14 protein-coding genes and 1 riboswitch are annotated in these 17,628 nt (G+C 71.6%); of the genes, 5 read left to right on the top strand and 9 right to left on the bottom strand.

Annotated features, from left to right (window positions below):
* Positions 1–2 precede the first annotated feature (2 nt).
* The 8 genes from ACIBJF_RS19525 to fahA form a co-directional block, all read right to left on the bottom strand.
* Complete coding sequence (locus ACIBJF_RS19525; protein ID WP_399175098.1) at positions 3–2,768, bottom strand: fumarate reductase/succinate dehydrogenase flavoprotein subunit; 2,766 nt, start codon at positions 2,766–2,768, stop codon at positions 3–5.
* Positions 2,769–2,779: 11 nt separating this feature from the next.
* Complete coding sequence (locus ACIBJF_RS19520) at positions 2,780–3,568, bottom strand: ABC transporter ATP-binding protein (protein WP_399175096.1); 789 nt, start codon at positions 3,566–3,568, stop codon at positions 2,780–2,782.
* On the bottom strand, positions 3,552–4,466 hold the full coding sequence (locus ACIBJF_RS19515; RefSeq protein WP_399175094.1) for an ABC transporter permease: 915 nt from the start codon (positions 4,464–4,466) through the stop codon (positions 3,552–3,554). The genes ACIBJF_RS19520 and ACIBJF_RS19515 overlap by 17 nt, the downstream gene beginning before the upstream one ends.
* Positions 4,463–5,806: an ABC transporter substrate-binding protein gene (locus ACIBJF_RS19510; RefSeq protein WP_399175092.1), complete on the bottom strand. Its 1,344-nt coding sequence runs from the start codon at positions 5,804–5,806 to the stop codon at positions 4,463–4,465. Before ACIBJF_RS19510 ends, ACIBJF_RS19515 begins: the two co-directional genes overlap by 4 nt.
* A gap of 14 nt (positions 5,807–5,820) precedes the next feature.
* Entirely contained in the window at positions 5,821–6,048 is a 228-nt protein-coding gene (locus tag ACIBJF_RS19505) for a ferredoxin family protein (RefSeq protein WP_031166915.1), read from the bottom strand.
* Between the two features lie 44 nt (positions 6,049–6,092).
* Complete coding sequence (locus ACIBJF_RS19500; protein ID WP_399175089.1) at positions 6,093–6,881, bottom strand: GntR family transcriptional regulator; 789 nt, start codon at positions 6,879–6,881, stop codon at positions 6,093–6,095.
* 148 nt (positions 6,882–7,029) lie between these two features.
* The gene (locus tag ACIBJF_RS19495) at positions 7,030–7,968 is read right to left on the bottom strand and encodes a M56 family metallopeptidase (protein WP_399175088.1); all 939 of its coding nucleotides are present in this window, start codon (positions 7,966–7,968) and stop codon (positions 7,030–7,032) included.
* 481 nt (positions 7,969–8,449) lie between these two features.
* Entirely contained in the window at positions 8,450–9,667 is a 1,218-nt protein-coding gene (gene fahA, locus ACIBJF_RS19490) for a fumarylacetoacetase (protein ID WP_399175086.1), read from the bottom strand.
* Positions 9,668–9,972: 305 nt separating this feature from the next.
* Here fahA and ACIBJF_RS19485 point away from each other — a divergent pair, with 305 nt between their 5' ends.
* The 3 genes from ACIBJF_RS19485 (at position 9,973) to ACIBJF_RS19475 (ending at position 13,411) form a co-directional block, all read left to right on the top strand.
* On the top strand, positions 9,973–11,217 hold the full coding sequence (locus ACIBJF_RS19485; protein WP_399175235.1) for an ATP-grasp domain-containing protein: 1,245 nt from the start codon (positions 9,973–9,975) through the stop codon (positions 11,215–11,217).
* Between the two features lie 47 nt (positions 11,218–11,264).
* A complete protein-coding gene (locus ACIBJF_RS19480) occupies positions 11,265–12,467 on the top strand; it encodes an FAD-dependent oxidoreductase (protein WP_399175084.1) in 1,203 nt (400 codons plus the stop codon).
* Between the two features lie 131 nt (positions 12,468–12,598).
* Entirely contained in the window at positions 12,599–13,411 is an 813-nt protein-coding gene (locus ACIBJF_RS19475; RefSeq protein ID WP_399175082.1) for an HAD family hydrolase, read from the top strand.
* 110 nt (positions 13,412–13,521) lie between these two features.
* Here ACIBJF_RS19475 and ACIBJF_RS19470 read toward each other — a convergent pair whose 3' ends face one another.
* Positions 13,522–14,010, bottom strand: a complete 489-nt coding sequence (locus tag ACIBJF_RS19470; protein WP_399175081.1) for a transglycosylase SLT domain-containing protein — start codon at positions 14,008–14,010, stop codon at positions 13,522–13,524.
* 4 nt (positions 14,011–14,014) lie between these two features.
* A riboswitch (cyclic di-AMP (ydaO/yuaA leader) is annotated at positions 14,015–14,196 on the bottom strand.
* A 588-nt stretch (positions 14,197–14,784) separates the two neighbouring features.
* Here ACIBJF_RS19470 and ACIBJF_RS19465 point away from each other — a divergent pair.
* Together ACIBJF_RS19465 and ACIBJF_RS19460 are read left to right on the top strand one after the other, a co-directional pair.
* Positions 14,785–15,795, top strand: coding sequence for a polyprenyl synthetase family protein (locus ACIBJF_RS19465; protein ID WP_351802307.1), 1,011 nt, complete (start codon positions 14,785–14,787; stop codon positions 15,793–15,795).
* 590 nt (positions 15,796–16,385) lie between these two features.
* Complete coding sequence (locus ACIBJF_RS19460; RefSeq protein ID WP_399175079.1) at positions 16,386–17,585, top strand: outer membrane lipoprotein carrier protein LolA; 1,200 nt, start codon at positions 16,386–16,388, stop codon at positions 17,583–17,585.
* Positions 17,586–17,628: the final 43 nt, after the last annotated feature.

The following is a 17,628-nucleotide window of genomic DNA, read 5'->3' as shown; positions in this document are numbered from 1 at the left end:
CGTCACAGGCCCCGAGCCGCGTACGCCCTGACGTCCGCGTCGGTGTCGGACGTGGCCGTGGCGAGGGCCGCGCGGGCCTCCTCCGTGGCCCGATGCCGGGTCAGGGCCAGCACCGTCGCCTTGCGGACGTCGGCGTTGGGGTCGGCCAGTGCCTTGGCCAGGGCGGGGACGGCTGCCTCGGCGGACGCGGCCGACAGCGCGGTGGCGGCGCCGGAGCGGACCTGCCAGGCAGGGTCGGTCAGCGCGGCCACGGCGCGGTTGGCGAGCGGGTCCGGGCAGCCGGTGTCGGCCAGGGCGGCGAACGCGACGCCACGCACCAGGGGATCGCTGTCCCCGATGAGCCGGTCCAGGGCGGTGGTGAGCAGCGCCCGGTCGGCTGCGGTCAGGGACGCCGAGCCGACGGAGGCCAGGGCCTTGGCCACGGTGACCCGGACCTCCCGGGACGGATCGTTCGCAGCAGCCGTCAGCGGTCCGACCGCGTCGACGGCGACAAGGGCCCGTACGGCCTCGGTGCGGACAGCGATGTCGGGGTCGTCCAGCCCTGCCGCGAACACCCCGGCCTCGCCGAGCCGCAGGGCGCGCAGCACATCGAGAGCGGCGGCGCGGACCACCGGGTCGAGCGAGGTGAGGGCGCCGGTGAGAGCGGTGCCGAGGGCGGGTTCGGGCGGCAGGGTCTCGACCAGCTCGCGCAGTGAGGCAGCGGCGGCCGCGCGGACCTTGGCGTCGGGATCGGACAGGGCGCCGGCCAGAGCCTGCCCGGTGCCAGCCGGCACCGTCTCGGTGAGCACCGAGACGGCCGTACGACGGACGGCGGGGTCCGGGTCGGCCAAGTAGGGCCCGAGTACGGCGAGTTCGGGTTCCGTCTCGGCCAGTGCCAGCAGTTCGAGGAGCCGGGGCGAGGCGGTGTCCGCCACGTCGGCCCGGTCGGCGGAGGCGGTGACACGCGCGGACGTCGGTCCTGCGGCGACCGGTGCCACCTCGCGTGGCCCGGCCGTGGCCACGTCCTCGGGACGGACCTCGCCGAGCCGGCGTGAGGGACCGCCGACCGGCGCGAACTCCTTGACCGGGACCAGATACGGAGCCACGGGACGAGCCGTGAACTCCATCGCACCAGAGGGGGACTTGTGCAGATCGAGATGGTGGAACCAGGACACGTCGTCGCGGCCCGGGTGGTCGAGACGGTTGTGGTAGAGGCCCCAGCGGGACTCGGTGCGGGCGAGAGAGGCGCGAGCGGCCATCTCGGCGCAGTCACGGATGAAGCCGACCTCGGCGCAGCGCATCAGCTCGTGCGGGCTGCGGGCACCCATGGCGGCGATGTCGGCGCGCATCCGCTCGAAGGCCTCCAGGGCGAGGGAGAGCCGGGCCCCGGACTTCGGCGGTGCCACGTAGTCGTTCACGAAGCGGCGCAGCTTGTACTCGACCTGGGGCTGCGGCGGACCGTCCGGGTTGCGCAGCGGGCCGTAGATCAGCTCATGCGCCTCGCGCACCTGCTCGGCGGGAAGCTCCCCCTCGTACGCGGTGTACTGGGCGGCGTCCGCGCCCGCGAGGTCGCCGAAGACGAAGGCGCCGATCATGTAGTTGTGCGGCACGCAGGCGAGGTCACCGGCGGCGTAGAGGCGGGGCACGGTCGTACGGGCGTGGTCGTCGACGCGGACGCCGGAGGCGGAGTGGCCGCCGCACAGGCCGATCTCGGAGATGTGCATCTCGACGTCGTGGGTGCGGTAGTCGTGCCCGCGCCCGGAGTGGAAGGTGCCCCGGGTGGGCCGCTCGGTGGAGTGCAGGATCGACTCCAGCGCGGAGATCGACTCCTCCGGGAGGTGGCTGAGCTTGAGGTAGACCGGGCCGCGGTTGCCGGCGACCTCGGCGGCGAACTCGGCCATCATCTGCCCCGACCAGTAGTCGGAGTCGACGAAACGCTCGCCGTGCCGGTTGACCTGGTAGCCGCCGAAGGGGTTGGCGACGTAGGCGCAGGCCGGGCCGTTGTAGTCCTTGATCAGCGGGTTGATCTGGAAGCACTCGATACCGGTCAGCTCGGCGCCCGCGTGGTAGGCCATGGCGTACCCGTCACCGGCGTTGGTGGGGTTCTCGTAGGTGCCGTAGAGGTAGCCGGAGGCGGGCAGGCCGAGCCGGCCGCAGGCGCCGGTGGCGAGGATGACGGCGCCCGCGCGGATGGTGACGAAGGCGCCGGTGCGGGTGTGGAAGCCGGCGGCGCCCACGGCCCGCCCCTCGGCGGTCAGGACCCGGACCGGCATCACCCGGTTCTCGATCCGGATCCGCTCCCTCATCTCGCGCCGCCTGAGCTGCCGGTACAGGACCTTTTTGACGTCCTTGCCCTCTGGCATGGGCAGTACGTACGAGCCGGAGCGATGCACCTGGCGCACCGCGTACTCACCGTGCTCGTCCTTCTCGAACTTGACGCCGTACGACTCCAGCCGCTGCACCATGGCGAAACCGCGGGTGGCGGTCTGGCGGACGGTGGACTGGTCGACGATGCCGTCGTTGGCGCGGGTGATCTCGGCGACGTAGTCGTCGGGGTCGGCGCGGCCGGGGATGACCGCGTTGTTGACGCCGTCCATGCCCATGGCGAGCGCGCCGGAGTGGCGGACATGGGCCTTCTCCAGCAGCAGGACGTTCGCACCGTGCTCGGCGGCGGTCAGGGCGGCCATGGTGCCGGCGGTGCCGCCGCCGATGACGAGGACGTCGCAGCTCAGCTCCTCGGCGTCGGCGATGGCGGGGATCTCCGGGTGAGTGGTGGCGAGGGTGGTCACCGGGGTGCCTTTCAGGAGCCGAGCGAGGTGAGGATGTCGCGGCGCAGAGCCACGCGGGCCGGGTCGTCCACGGCCCCGCGGTCACGCGGCCCGGGCACGTCCCGTACGGCGGCCACCCGGCCGGAGCCGAGCACGGCCACGCGGTCGCCGAGGAAGAGGGCCTCGTCGACGTCGTGCGTGACGAAGACGACGGTTGCGCCCGTGCCGCGCAACACCTCCACCAGCAGGTCCTGCATGCCGGAGCGGGTCTGGGCGTCAAGGGCGCCGAAGGGCTCGTCCATGAGGACCGCTCGCGGGCTGTCGGCCAGCGCACGGGCCAACTGGGCACGCTGGCGCTGCCCACCGGACACCCGGTGCGGCAACTGCCCCGCATGCGCGCTGAGTCCGACGCGGCCGAGCCAGGACTCGGCCCGGGAGCGGCGTTCGGAGCGCGGTACGCCACTGATGGCGAGCGGCAGTTCGACGTTCCCGCGCAAGGTACGCCATGGCAGCAGCGCATCCTCCTGAAAGACCAGCGCACGGTCGGCCGACGGCCCCGTCAGCGGGACACCGTCCACTTCTGCCACGCCGCCCAGCGGAGGCAACAGCCCGGCGAGGGTGCGCAGCAGCGTGGACTTGCCGCAGCCGGACGGGCCGACGACGGTGAGGATCTCGCCGGGGGAGACGTCCAGGTCGACGTCGTACAGCACCGGCGCGTCCGGGTGGCCGAGCACGGCGGCCCGGAAGGTGAGCCGGGTGCCGCGTACGGAGCCCGATACCGGCGCGACGGGAGAGGTCACGGTCTCAGACGAGGTGCTCATCGCGGGCCTCCTCGGTGTCCTTCTGGCCCTGCTGCTCGGACTGGGCCTGGTGCTTGGAATCGCTGTTGGCACGGACGGGTGCGGCGACAGGCCGGGGCGCGCGGGTGCGGCCACCGGGGACGTACGAGGTGCGGGGCAGCCAGCGGGTCAGGCGCCGGCCGAGGAGTTCCACGGCCGTGGAGGTGACCCAGCCGAGAACGCCGATCGTGACCATGCCGACGAAGACGCCCGGGTAGTTCACCACCGTGTAGTCCTGCCAGGTGCGGTAGCCGACCCCGTACTGGCCGGAGATCATCTCGGCGGAGATCACGCAGATCCACGACACGCCGATGCCGACCGACAGCCCGCCGAAGATGCCGGGCAGCGCGCCCGGCAGTACGACCGAACCGAGGATCCGCAGCCGCCCGCCGCCCATGGTGCGCACCGCCTCTTCCCAGACGGGGGTCAGCGCGCGGACCGCGTGCCGGGTGGAGACCAGCACGGGGAAGAAGGCGGCGGTGCAGGTGATGAAGACGATGCCCTGCTCATCGGACGGGAAGAGCAGGATCGCGACCGGGACGAGGGCGATCGCCGGGACCGGGCGGATCACTTCCAGGACCGGGCCGAGCAGATCCTCGGCGAGGCGCGAACGGGCCACGAGCACACCCGTGGCCACGCCCAGGACGGCCGCCAGAGCAAAGCCGGTCAGGATCCGGGTGAGGCTGTCGGTGAGGTCGGTCCAGAAGTCGCCTCCGGAGAGCCGGCCGGCGAAGGCGCGGGCCACGTCGGTGACCGTCGGGAACTGCGAGAAGCGCAGCCACAGATCGACGTCGAGGCTGGTCAGCAGCTGCCACAGGCCGAGAAAAGCGGCCAGGGAGGCCGTCCGCAGCGCATACCGGGCGAGGGGTCGCCGGGTCATGAGGCCCGCTCCAGAGCCTCGCGGTACGAGACCGTACGTGCGCCGCCGTGGGCGGCGATGTAGGCCTGGGCGGTCGCCGGTGTGACGAAGGGCAGCAACTGGTTGCCGTCGGCCACCCAGACAGCCTTGTCGGCGAACCAGAGGGTGCCGGTGGTGGCGTCGGCCACGTAGGCGGCGCGGATGCCGCCTTGGTGTCCACCCACATAAATCAGCAGCTCCTTCGCCGACTTGAAGGAGACCGTCTTCTCGCTGCCCTTGGGCCACACCTCGCTCGCAGCCGGCGCGGGTGTGGCCGTGAGCCGCCCGGCATAGGAGGGACCGAGGGCCTTCTTGACGTACTGGTCGTCGACGAAGGAGTCCACGTTGATGTCGCCGGTCAGCTTGGCGGCCTTCAGCACGGACACGTCCTGCTTCAGCGCCGAGACGAGCTGTGGCTTGACGGCCGGGTCGAAGGTGGCGATGCCGCGGGCGCCGTTGTAGAGGTAGACGACCTCGGCGGGCAGACCGGTGGCCTTCGCGACCTTCTCTGCGGCGGCGACGGGGTGGGCGTTGAGGTAGTCCGTCGCCGCCGCCTGGGCCTTGAGAAAGGCCTCCAGAACGGCCGGGTGCTGTTTGGCGAAGTCCTCCCGGGCGGTGACGCCATGGAAGGTGGGCAGATTCAGCTGGGCGCCGTCGTACAGGGCCTTCGCCTTGCCCTGGTAGGCGAGCAGGCCCGGCCAGGCGACGAACTGCGACAGGGCGTCCACGCCACCGGAGGAGAGCGCCGAGGCGCCGACGGCAGGCTGCTGGTTGAGTTTGGAGATGCCCTTGTCCGGGTCGATGCCGGCGCGTTGCAGGGCCCGTACGAGGGTGCCGTCTGCGGCGGAGCCGACGCTCGTGGAGACCTTCTTGCCCTTGAGGTCCTGCAGGGAGGTGAGTTTCGAGCCGGGCGCGGTCACGACGGTGTTGAGACCGCCGCGGAGGTTGTAACCGGTCACCGAGACCAGGCGGGTGGGGCGGCCGAGCTGCTTGCCGCGGGCGGCGTTGAGCAGCAGCGGGAAGTCGCCCATCGAGCCGATGTCCACCTTGCCGGCGGTCATCTGGGCGGTGATCGGCGCGCCGGTGGCATAGTCCTGCCAGTCGACCTTGTAGGTGTGGCCGTCGTGCAGGGAGTTGAGCTGCTTCTCGAAGGAACCGAGGGAGCGCAGCAGGGTGCCCGCGGTGACGGTGTTGATGGTCCTGGACTGGTAGCCGATGGTCACGGTGACTGTGGAGCCGCTGCCCGCCTCGGCGCTGCCGCCGCAGGCGGACAGGGGGAGGAGGAGCGCGGCGATGGATGCGGCGACTGCCGTTCGTTTCATGGCGGTTGGACCTCTCACCGGAGCAGGTAGGGCATGTTGACCGTGACGGCCCCGGTGGGGCAGCGGGCCGCGCAGGGGCCGCAGTACCAGCACTCGTCGACGTGCATGTACGCCTTGCCGTTGGTCTCGTCGATCGCGAGGGAGTCCAGCGGGCACATGTCCACGCAGAGGGTGCAGCCGTCGATGCACTTCGACTCGTCGATGGTCACGGGCACGTCGGCCCGCTGGGGCGCCAAGGGCATGGCTGTCTCCAGGAAACGTGCAGGCAGGGGTGGTGGAAGGGTGTCTACGACCGGTGGAGCAGGCCGCTCATGGTGATCCGGTCGCCGCGGAAGCGAATGAACTCCAGGTCGACGGGGCGGCCGTCGGCGAGGTGGGTGAGGCGTTCCAGCATCAGTACGGCGGCGCCGCGCGGGGCTTGGAGCACGGCGGCGGAGTGGGTGTCCGCGTTCACCGCTTCCAGGGTGATCTCGGCCTGGCCGAGGCGCTGGCCGGTGATGGCTTCCAGGAGGCGGAAGACATCGGTGTTCTCCAGGTCGGCACCGAGCAGGGCGGTGCCGATGTCGAGCGGGATGTAGGTGAGGTCGAGGGAGAGGGGCAGGCCGTTCAGGCGGCGCAGACGCTCGATGTAGAGGACATCGGCGCCGGCGGGGACGTGGAGGCGGTCGGCCACCGGGGCGGGTGCGGGGGCCGGGCCCATGGTGCGGACCTCGTTGGTGACGCGGCCATGTTCGCGGAGGGTTTCCGCGAGGCCCATGAGGCGGTCGAGCCCGTGCGGGTACTTCCGGGCTACGACCACGGTGCCGACGCCGGGCAGCCGTTCCACCAGGCCCTCGGCCCTGAGCAGGTCCAAGGCCTGGCGGACGGTGTTGCGGGAGGCTCGGTAGTCGGCGGCGAGGGTCGACTCGTGGGAGAGGGGGCCGTTCTGGAAGGCACCGGTGAGGATCTGGCGGCGCAGCAGATCGGCGAGCTGCCTGGCCCGGTCCGCGCGCAGCCGACGACGCGCGCGGTGGGCGGCGACGGTGGTCGCGGCGCCCTGACCGGCGTTGTCCCGGGGGCGGTCGGTGGGTGGCATGGCTGGAACCATACCGATGCGGTAGGGAAACTCGTGTTGCCGAAGTGTTGCGCCAGGTGAGGGAGCGTCGGATACGCCACTGAGCTGCGGGTTTTCCTCTCCGGACGGGGAGATCCGCCACCCGGCTGACCCGGTCGGGCTGCGGCCGTCAGGACAGTGCCGTCAGTCCCGGCGCGAACGTGATCAGCAGCGGAAGCAGCGGCACCAGGGCGGCCACCGTCGTCGTCAGGGCGCGGTGCCGGCGCAGCAGCCGTGGTGGCGGTTCCAGCAGGCGGTCCACGCGTTCGCCGAGGAGACGGCGGCTGGAGTCGCAGGACAGGACACCCCGGTGCTGGTTCAGCTCGATCAGCGCGAGGGCCGTGGTGAGGTGGCCGCAGCGCCGGGACGCCGTGTCGTCGGCGGCCAGCTCGACCAGGCGGTGCGTCTGGTCGCAGAAGTGGGCGAACAGCGGCACGCGCGGGAAGCCCGTTGCGAGCGCGGTGGACAGGTGCAGCAGCCAGTCGTGGTGGGCACGCGCGTGCCCGCGCTCGTGGGTGAGGACGGCGTCCAGCTGGTGGTCGGTGAGCCGGTGGAGCGCGCCCGTGGTGACGACCAGCTGCGGCGGGTGTCCGGGCATCCACCAGGCGTCCGGGTACTCGTCCTCCAGCACCAGCATCGGCCCGCGTGCCGCCGGCAGTCCGGCCGGGAGGTCGGGGGCACGCTCCCGCAGCTGGGCGCGGGCCTGGCCACGGGTGCGGCGGGCCTCGACGAGTTCCCGCGCCAGCATCGCCGTCGTCCAGGCGGCCCCGCAGGCCAGCAGCACGGTGAGGCCGGCGGCCCACACCGGCGCGGAGGAGAGGTCGTAGGCGGCGGTGACGGAGGGCGGCGCGGGGGCGAACACGCGGTCGCGGACGGTGTGGAAGACGGCCGCCGCGCCCAGGACCAGTGCGGCCAGGCAGCACAGCAGGACGGTGGCGACCAGGCACTGCCACACCCACAGCGCGACCACGGGTTCCCGCTCGGGCCAGGCGGCACGGGTCAGCGCGCGCGGCGCCGGCAGGGCGGCCGTGAGGGCGACGACGCTCAGCAGGAGCAGGCAGATGGTCATGCCGGGGCTCCGGTTCCTGGTCGGAGAGTTGTGCGGATGCGGGTGGTGCGGGGCGATGCGCCGAGGGCGCCTCGCGTGGTGCGTGTCCGCCCAGTATGACGGTGCGGGGCGGCGAGAGGCAGGTCTCGGCGGCGATCGGTCCCGCGGTTGCGGCCGTCCGATCTCCCCCGGGTCCGGCTTGCCCGGCTTGCGGCGCGGAAGCCCTGCGGCTCCCGCTCCCGAAAGGCCTGCCGCACCGCCTCCAGCACGTCGTCCGCTCCGAGCCCAGGGCCACTGTGCAGGCCGTGAAGTCACCCGTGCCACCGATGAGTTCACACCTCTCATGGCTGCGGGCGCCAGGGACGGCGCGGCCACGCGCGTGCCCGCGCCGCGCCGGGCCCGGATCAGGGACGCGGCCTCCGGTTCGCGGTAAGCGCGGGCCACGGTGCCGCCCCTGCCGGCCCCGGCGGACGTGTGGGACCTCGTGCTACAAGGTGGCCCGTCACCCCGTCACAACGCGCCCGCTGACCTCCCCCAGCCCCACTCTGCGCCCGTCCGCGCCGGGGGCCCAGGCCGACAGAGTCACCACGTCCCCGTCCTCCAGGAAGGTCCGCTTGCCGTCCGGGAGTTCGAGGGGGTCGCGGCCGTTCCAGGTCAGCTCCAGCAGGGAGCCGCGCTGGCGCTCCTCGGGGCCGCTGACCGTGCCCGAGCCGTACAGGTCGCCGGTGCGCAGGGAGGCGCCGTTCACCGTCATGTGGGCGAGCTGCTGGGCGGCGGTCCAGTACATGGTCGAAAAGGGCGGCTCGGAGACCACGTGGCCGTTGATGGCGACGGAGATCCGCAGGTCGTAGCCGCCCGGCTCGATGCCGGGTGCCGAGTCGTCCAGGTACGGCAGCAGCGGGTGTGTGCGCTCCGGAGGCGCCACGCGCGCGTGCTCCAGCGCTTGCAGCGGGGTGATCCACGCAGACACCGAGGTCGCGAAGGACTTGCCGAGAAAGGGGCCGAGGGGGACGTACTCCCAGGCCTGGATGTCCCGCGCGGACCAGTCGTTCAGCAGGCACAGCCCGAAGACGTGGTCGCGGAAGTCGCCGAGCGCGACCGGCCGGCCCAGCTCGGTCGGCACGCCCACGACGAAGCCGACCTCGGCCTCGATGTCCAGCCGGATCGACGGGCCGAAGACGGGGGCGGGGTCGGCCGGGGCCTTGCGCTGCCCGGACGGCCGTACGACGTCCGTGCCGGAGACGACGACCGTGCCGGATCGGCCGTGGTAACCGATCGGCAGGTGCTTCCAGTTGGGGGTGAGGGAGTCCTCGGCGTCCGGGCGGAAGATCCGGCCGACGTTCCGGGCGTGGTTCTCCGAGGCGTAGAAGTCGACGTAGTCCGCCACCTCGAAGGGCAGGTGCAGGGTCACCTCGGACAGGGGGTGGAACAGCGGCTCGACCGTCTCGCGGTGCGCGGGGTCGGTGACCCAGGCCGTGACGGCGCGCCGTACCTCCGTCCAGACCGGGCGGCCGGCGGCCAGCAGCGCGTTGAGGGTGGGCTGGGCGAGCAGCGCGTGGTGCGGCGAGCCGAGGGCGGCGGCCGCGGCGCCCGCGTCGAGGACCTGGTCCCCGAGCCGGACGCCGACCCTCCGCTCCGTGCTGCCGGAGGGCGAGAACACGCCATAGGGAAGGTTGTGCGGGCCGAAGGGGTCGCCCTCGGGGACGTCGAAGGGGGGCATGGGGTGCTGCCTCACTCTCATCCGGGCCGTGCATGGCGCTCGTTCCATGTGGTCGCGCCACACGTTACGGCCGTGATGCGTGTCTTGGGCAGAGCCTGCTGCGGCGCCCGCCACGGTGTCCGAAAGGTGCGTGTCGCGGGGCCTTCGAAAGGTTGCTCGCACCCTGTCTAAAGGGTTCGCAATGTCCGAATAGGTCTTGTCGGAGTCGGCAATTCCGGCTTAGCGTCCTTTGGGGACACGGACGGGGTGGGTCCGTTCCATTGGGGGGACACGTGGGGGGACCCGTGGCCGGAGACACCGTCGGTGTGCCGTTCGAGCTGGACCGGGACGTACCAGGGCTGATCGTCAAGTTCGGCGACTATCCGCTGCACCACGGCGGCGTCGGCGCGATCCGCAGCCTGGGCCGGCTCGGCGTGCCCATGTACGCCATCACCGAGGACGCGTACACGCCCGCGGCCTCCTCCCGCTACCTGAAGAAGGCCTTCGTGTGGCCGACGACCGGTGCGGAGGACCCGGACCGGCTGGTCGAGGGCCTGCTGCGCATCGGTCGCCGCATCGGGCGCCCCGCCGTTCTCGTCCCGACCGACGAGGAAGCCGCCGTACTGATCGCCGAGCACCAGGACGATCTGGCCGGCTCCTTCCTCTTCCCGCGCGTCGACCCCGCGCTGCCGCGCCGGCTCGCCAGCAAGCAGGGGCTGCACGAACTGTGCGTGGAGCACGGCATCGCGAGCCCCGCGTCGGCGTTCCCGGAGTCGTACGAGGACATCGTCACCTTCGCCGACACGGCCCGCTTCCCGGTGGTGGCCAAGAACCGCGAGGCGTTCGTCCGGCGCAGACGGCCCGCCGTCAACGGCACCACGCGGATCGCCACCCGCGAGGGCCTGCTCACCCTCGCGCGTGACTGGAGCGCGCGGCCGGGCGTGATCCTCCAGGAGTACCTGCCGCGCGAGGAGGCCGAGGACTGGATCGTGCACGCCTGCTTCGACCAGGACTCCAGCCCGCTCGCGCTGTTCACCGGCGTCAAGGTCCGCTCATGGCCGCCGCACGCCGGCATGACGGCCAACGCCTACGTCGTCGACAACCCGGAACTCACCGACCTCGCCGCACGTTTCATCAAACAGATCGGCTACAGCGGCATCATCGACCTCGACCTGCGCTTCGACCGGCGCGATGGACAGTACAAGCTCCTCGACTTCAACCCGCGCATGGGCGCCCAGTTCCGGCTGTTCGAGAATGAGTCGGGAGTGGACGTCGTACGCGCCATGCACCTGAACCTGACCGGCCGCCCCGTTCCGGAGGGGGAACAGCGCGCCGGCCACCGCTACATCGTGGAGAACATCGACCTTCCCGCCCTCCTCGCCTACCGCCGCAGCGGCTACACGACGCCGCACGCGCCGGCGAAGGCGAGCGGGACGGAGCTGGCCTGGCTCGCGGGTGACGACCCGCTGCCGTTCCTCACGATGCTCGCCCGCTTCGTGCGCCCGGGCGCGAAGCACCTGTATCAGCTGTGGCGGACCAACCGCCGCGGCAGCGGCACCTCCACGAAGTAGGCAAAGCCACGCCAAAAGTGGCTCACCATGTCCTGGGGAGGGACTTCGTGACTCGACCGGTTGCAGTCATCGGGGCCGGGCCGTTCGGCCTGTCCACCGCCGCCCATCTGCGGGCGCGCGGTATCCCCGTCCGCGTCTTCGGCGACCCCATGGTCAGCTGGCGCGACCACATGCCCGAGGGCATGCTCCTGAAGTCCACGCCCGCCGCCTCGAACCTCGACTGCCCGCAGCCCGGCCACACCCTCGCCGACTACTGCGACGCGGCCGGGATCCGCCGCCTGGTGACCGACGAGGACATCATCCCGGTGGAGACGTTCATCGCCTACGGCGAGTGGTTCCAGCACAAGCTCGTCCCCGACCTGGAGCGGGTGCGGGTCGTCTCCGTGGACCGCGACAAGAGCGGCGGCTTCGAGCTGAAGCTGGACTCGGGGGAGATGTTCACCGCGCGCGCGGTCGTCGTCGCCACCGGCCTGTCGGGCCTGGCGCACCTGCCGGCGGAGCTCGCGGCAGCCGCGGCCGACGGACCGGCGCCCACCGGCCCGGTCTCGCACAGCTCCCAGCACCACGACCTGAGCCGTTTCGCCGGCAAGGAACTGATCGTGGTCGGCGCCGGCCAGTCCGCGCTGGAGACGGCGGCGCTCGCCGCCGAGGCGGGGGCACGCGTGCGTGTCGTCGCGCGCGGCCGCGGCAGGGTCGCCTTCGGCGCGCCGCCCTGGAAGCAGCCGAAGCTGCGCCCCGAGTCCCCGTTCGGCCGCGCATGGTCGCTGTGGGCCTTCAGCTACTACCCGCACCCCTACCGCTACCTGCCCGAGGCCACCCGTCACTTCCTGGTCCGCCGGGTCCTCGGACCGCTCGGCGCCTGGTGGCTGCGCGAGCGCTTCGAGAGTGCGGTGCAGGTGCAGGAGGTGGAGCGGGTCGTGAGCGCGGAGGCACGGGACGGCAGCCCCGTCCTCACCGTCCGCACCCATGGCGGGCACACCGAGCGGCTCGCCGCCGACCACGTCATCGCCGCCACCGGCTACCGCGTCGACATCGCGGCGATGGACTTCCTCGGCCACGAGTTGCGTACCCGGCTCGCGGTGAGCCGCGGCACGCCGAAACTCGGACCCGGGTATGTCTCGTCCGTTCCGGGCCTGTACTTCACCGGCCTGCCGGCGGCGTCGTCGTACGGCCCGGTGATGCGCTTCGTCTGCGGCACGGAGTTCGCCTCGCCGCGCCTGACGAAACACCTGGCGTCGGCCCACGGCTGAAGCCGCCGACCGCCCGTGCCGAGTCCCGTCATCAACATGGAGTCGGAGGGCACTACTTGGGGTGGAACAGTACGTAAGTGCGCGGGACGACAAGGTGAGTCGGTGGGGCCCGGTATCCGTATTCTCTGATCATGGCAGCCTCCCCCGCATATGCACTGATCGCCACCGACCTGGACGGAACGCTGCTGCGCGGCGACGACACCGTCTCCGACCGGTCGCTCGCCGCACTCGCGCGGGTGGCGCGGGCCGGCGCCCGGCACCTGGTGGTGACGGGCCGCCCGGCCCCGCGGGTACGGCAGCTCCTCGCGCACCTCGGCTGCACGGGGCTCGCGGTGTGCGGGCAGGGCGCACAGGTCTACGACGCCGGGACCGGCCGCCTGCTGTGGTCGGTCCGGCTGGACCGGGAGCTGGCCGAGACCGCGCTCGGCAAGATCGAGGCCGAGGTGGGGCAGGTGCACGCGGCCGTGGACCAGGACGGGGTCGACGGGCGCACGCTCATCGAGCCCGGCTACCGGATGCCGCACCCGACCCTGCCCGTGGTGCGGGTCGACCGGCGCGACGATCTGTGGTGCGCGCCCATCAGCAAGGTGCTGCTGCGCCATGCCGAGCTGTCCGACGACGAGTTGGCGGACACGGCGCGCGGGGTGGTGGGCGACCTGGCGACGGTCACCATGTCCGGGCCGGGGACCGTGGAGCTCCAGCCGTCGGGGGTGACCAAGGCGACCGGTCTCGCGCTGGCCGCCGAGCGGCTCGGGATCGCGGCGGAGGCGGCGCTGGCGTTCGGTGACATGCCCAACGACATCCCGATGTTCGACTGGGCGGGGCGCGGGGTCGCCATGGCCGGCGCGCATCCCGAACTGAAGGCGGTGGCCGACGAGATCACCCTGTCGAACGAGGACGACGGCGTCGCCGTCGTCCTCGAAAGACTGTTCCCGACCGACTGACCGGCACATCAGTACACGGCCGCCCCGGAAGGAGCGACGGCCGCCCGGTGTGCCCCTCCGTCAGGTGAGGGCACACCGGGCGGCCGCTGCCGTGCCGGTCGGCGGGACCGTCAGTACGCGCTGTACACGTTGTCGATCGAGCCGTACCGGGCGGCTGCGTAGTTGCAGGCCGCGGTGATGTTGGCAACCGGGTCGTAGGGGTCGAAGGAGGTGCCGGCCACGTCGTACGCCTTGAAGGTCGGGTCGATCACCTGGAGCAGCCCCTTGGACGGGATGCCCTTGGCCGCGTTGGAGTCCCAGAGGTTGATGGCCTTCGGGTTGCCGGAGTACTCCCGGATGATGTTGCGGTAGATGCCGTGGTAAGTGCCCGGAATGCCCTTCTGGGCCATGATCGCGAGAGACTCGCGGATCCAGCCGTCGAGGTTGTTCGGGTACGCGGTGGCGGTGGAGGCAGCCTTGGAGGTCGTGCCGGTGGCCGCGGAGGCGCTGGTGGCGCCGATGAGCGAGAGGGTGAGGACGGCGGCGCCGGTGCCGGCGACCGTGAGGGCGCGGACCAGGCGGTTGTTGCGCGGGCGGCGGTGCTTGGCGGCAGCAGACATGGGAAAGTCCTCTCCGTCGCCTGCGAGGTGAGCTGTCGGGTTCGGGCGGGGAGGTGCCCGGCCGCGCCTTCCCGAGAAGGCATGGCTTCACCCCGAGCCGTTCCGGTGCGACGTGTGCCGACCGGCCCGGCGACTTACCTGGGTCCCCCGCTCCTGCCGTACGAATGAGTTCGTCGATGGGTCACGCGGGCGGCGGCAGGACTCAGCGTCCGCCCGACGGCCCGGAACGTATGCGAGAGCACATGTCGGGAACAAGAAGCGGATGCACACTACGTACTATTTGACCTTGATCTGTGGCATATAGGGTACTTGATCCTTTGCAGTTGCCAACCCTCAACTCGCCGACGCGGCAAGGGTGGAGGTGGCCTGACGGGCTCCTGGGGGCCGCAGGTCCAGCGTGACCCAATTCACGAAATAACAAAGTATTTCAAATCGGACATGAGGGGTTCGGGTGGATCGGGTGGGTGATGGAACCCGTGGCGGAGCCTGTCGCGGAACCCGTGACGAGCCGTCTGTCGTTGTCTTGGGCGTAGGCATTACTCCGCTCGCCCCCTCGGCTCGCGACAAAGCGTTCGGGTTCCTGTTAAGTCGATAAATGTCCGCTCTTATCACTTGATCAAAAACATACCGGTCGTGATCCGATACCACCCAGGCTGGACCGGTGGGCGCTATCGGTGATCGAAACAGGACCGGATACGCTGAGTTGAGTGATGGCAGCGACCTATCGACAAACCGTGTAATCGCCAGCAGACACCAGCAGACAGGAGACCCCTCGTGACCGTCGTCGGGCCGTTCGGGCTGAGCGTGCGGGACCAGGCTCTGGAAGCCGATGTCCAGGCCGGATTGGCGGCTGTCGAGGAAGGCTTGCTCGAGGCCACCAAGAGCGAGGTCCCGTTCATCACGGAGGCCGCGCAGCACCTCGTACGAGCCGGCGGGAAGCGGTTCAGGCCGCTGCTCGTGATGCTCGCGGCCCAGTTCGGCGACCCCTACGCGCCGGGCGTCGTGCCCTCGGCCGTGGTCGTGGAGCTGACCCACCTGGCCACGCTGTACCACGACGACGTCATGGACGAGGCGGCCGTACGGCGCGGCGTGGACAGCGCCAACACCCGCTGGGGCAACTCGGTCGCGGTCCTCACCGGCGACTTCCTCTTCGCCCGCGCCTCCCAGATCCTCGCCGACCTCGGCCCCGAGGCGGTCCGGGTGCAGGCCCTGGCCTTCGAGCGGCTGGTCACGGGTCAGATCCTGGAGACCGCCGGCCCCTCCGACGGCCGCGACCCGGTCGAGCACTACCTGGACGTGCTCGGCGGCAAGACGGGCTCGCTGGTGGCGGTGTCGTGCCGGTTCGGCGCGATGATGTCCGGCGCCGACGAGACGGTCGTCGACGTGCTCACCCAGTACGGCGAGCGGCTCGGGGTCGCCTTCCAGCTCGCCGACGACGTCCTGGACATCGCCTCCGACTCGCACGAGTCCGGCAAGACCCCGGGCACCGACCTGCGCGAGGGCATCCCGACGCTGCCCGTGCTCCGGCTGCGCGAGCGCGCCGCCCGCCTCGGCCTGGCCGAGGACATTGCGCTGTGCGAGCTGCTCGACTCCGACCTCAGCGACGACGCCCGGCACGCCGAGGCGCTGGCCGCGCTGCGCGGCCACCCCGCGCTGGAGCAGGCCCGCCGGGACACCATCCGGTACGCGGAGGAGGCCCGCGCCGCGCTGGCGCCGCTGCGGGAGTGCGACGCCAAGGCCGCGCTGATGCAGCTGTGCGACGCGGTGGTCCACCGCGCCGGCTGACCCGGCCGCCTGCCCCACCACGCCCCGCCCAGCCTCCGGCGGCCACCATGGCACGCTTACGGCTGTCCGCCGCGCCGGTTGCACGTCTTCGGCCGTACGTCGCGCCATGCTGCCGACGCCGTGTGCCTCGCCGCGTTCGGGCCGTGCGACCCGGCGCGGCTCCGGCCGTCTGTCGCGCCGTGCTTGAGCTGTACGTGGCGGCAGGCTTCCGTCTGTCCGTCCATCGCGACGCGCCGCGCCGCAGCCGTACGTCACGCCGCGCTTCGGGGTCGCCCGCCACGCCGCGCTACAGCCGAGCGACCCGGCACGGGCTCGTGCGACCCGTACGCCCGCGCGTCCGTACACCCCTCGCGCCCCCGTACCGCCCCCTCCGCTCCGGCGCGACCCCTACGGGTCGGCGGAGTTCCCGCCCCGGCGTGTCATACCGCAGGCGTACGCGGAGTTGGCTCCGAGGTCTGACGCTTCCTCACGGCCGATTTGGTGAGATGGAAACCACGGAAATCACCAATCCTCACCGATTCGGGTGAGAATGGCGGCTCAGGTGGACCAGCGTGAGAACAGCCGCCGCCGACGACGGAGGTAAGGCACACATGGCACCGTACGAATCCGACGACGCAGTGGACGCCGCGGGGGGCGCTGAGCGAAACGCCGGGCACCGCAGGGCGGCCCGTTACGCGGTCCCGGTCGCCGTGGTGGGGGTCGCGGCGGCCACGATCGGTCTGGTCCCGGCGCTCGCCGCCTCCGGCGACCCCGACCTGCCCAGGATCACCGCACAGCAGCTCATCGAGAAGATCGCCAAGTCGGACGTGCAGCAGCTGTCCGGCACGGTGCGGATCAACACCGACCTCGGCCTGCCCGACCTCGGCGGCCTGGAGAACAGCGTGGCCTCCGGCGCCGCCAAGGGCTCCGGCGACGGTTCCTCCGCCGACCCGCAGTCCCAGCTCACCTCGCTGGTCTCCGGCACGCACACGCTGCGCGTCGCCGCCGACGGCCCGGAGAGGCAGAAGCTGTCGCTGCTGGAGAGCGGCTCCGAGTACAACCTCATCCACAACGGCAAGAACGTCTGGGGCTACGACAGCAAGACCAACGAGGTGTACCACGGCACCTCGGCCGACTCCGGCAAGGAGCACAACGCCGAGCCTCCGGCCACGCCGAAGGACTTCGCCGACCAAGCGCTGAAGTCGGTGGACGGCACCACGTCCGTCACCGTCGACGGCACCGAGCGGGTCGCCGGCCGCGACGCCTACAAGCTGCTGATCAAGCCCAGGCAGTCCGGCACCACGGTCGGCGCCATCAGCATCGCCGTCGACGCGAAGACGGGCATGCCGCTGAAGTTCACGCTGACGCCGAAGAGCGGCGGCGCCGCCGTCCTCGACGTCGGCTTCACCCAGGTCTCCTTCGCCAGGCCGGCCGCCTCGACCTTCACCTTCAGCCCGCCGAAGGGCGCGAAGGTGACGGAGGAGAAGCAGGACTCCGCCGCTCGGAAGCACGCGCCCGAGTCCGGCGAGGACTTCGCCAAGGGCATGAACGGCGCCGACGTGCTCGGCAAGGGCTGGACCTCCATCGCCACCTTCGACACCGGCGCGAAGAGCGGCCTGCCGACCGGTGCCCAGGGCGGTGACCTCGGCGGCTTCCTCGGCTCGCTCGGCGACAAGGTCTCCGGCAAGTTCGGCAAGGGCACGGTCTTCTCCACCCGCCTGGTCAACGCCCTGATCACCGACGACGGCAAGGTCTACGCCGGCGCGGTGACCAAGGACGCCCTGGTGAAGGCGGCGAACGAAGGGAAGTGACCCTGCCCGGGCACTACGGGCCGTGACCGTACGTTGACCCTTC

Source organism: Streptomyces sp. NPDC050743, from assembly GCF_044456925.1.
Lineage (GTDB): Bacteria > Actinomycetota > Actinomycetes > Streptomycetales > Streptomycetaceae > Streptomyces.
Note: the sequence above shows the minus strand (reverse complement) of the source record. Positions and strands in the feature narration are given on the sequence as shown.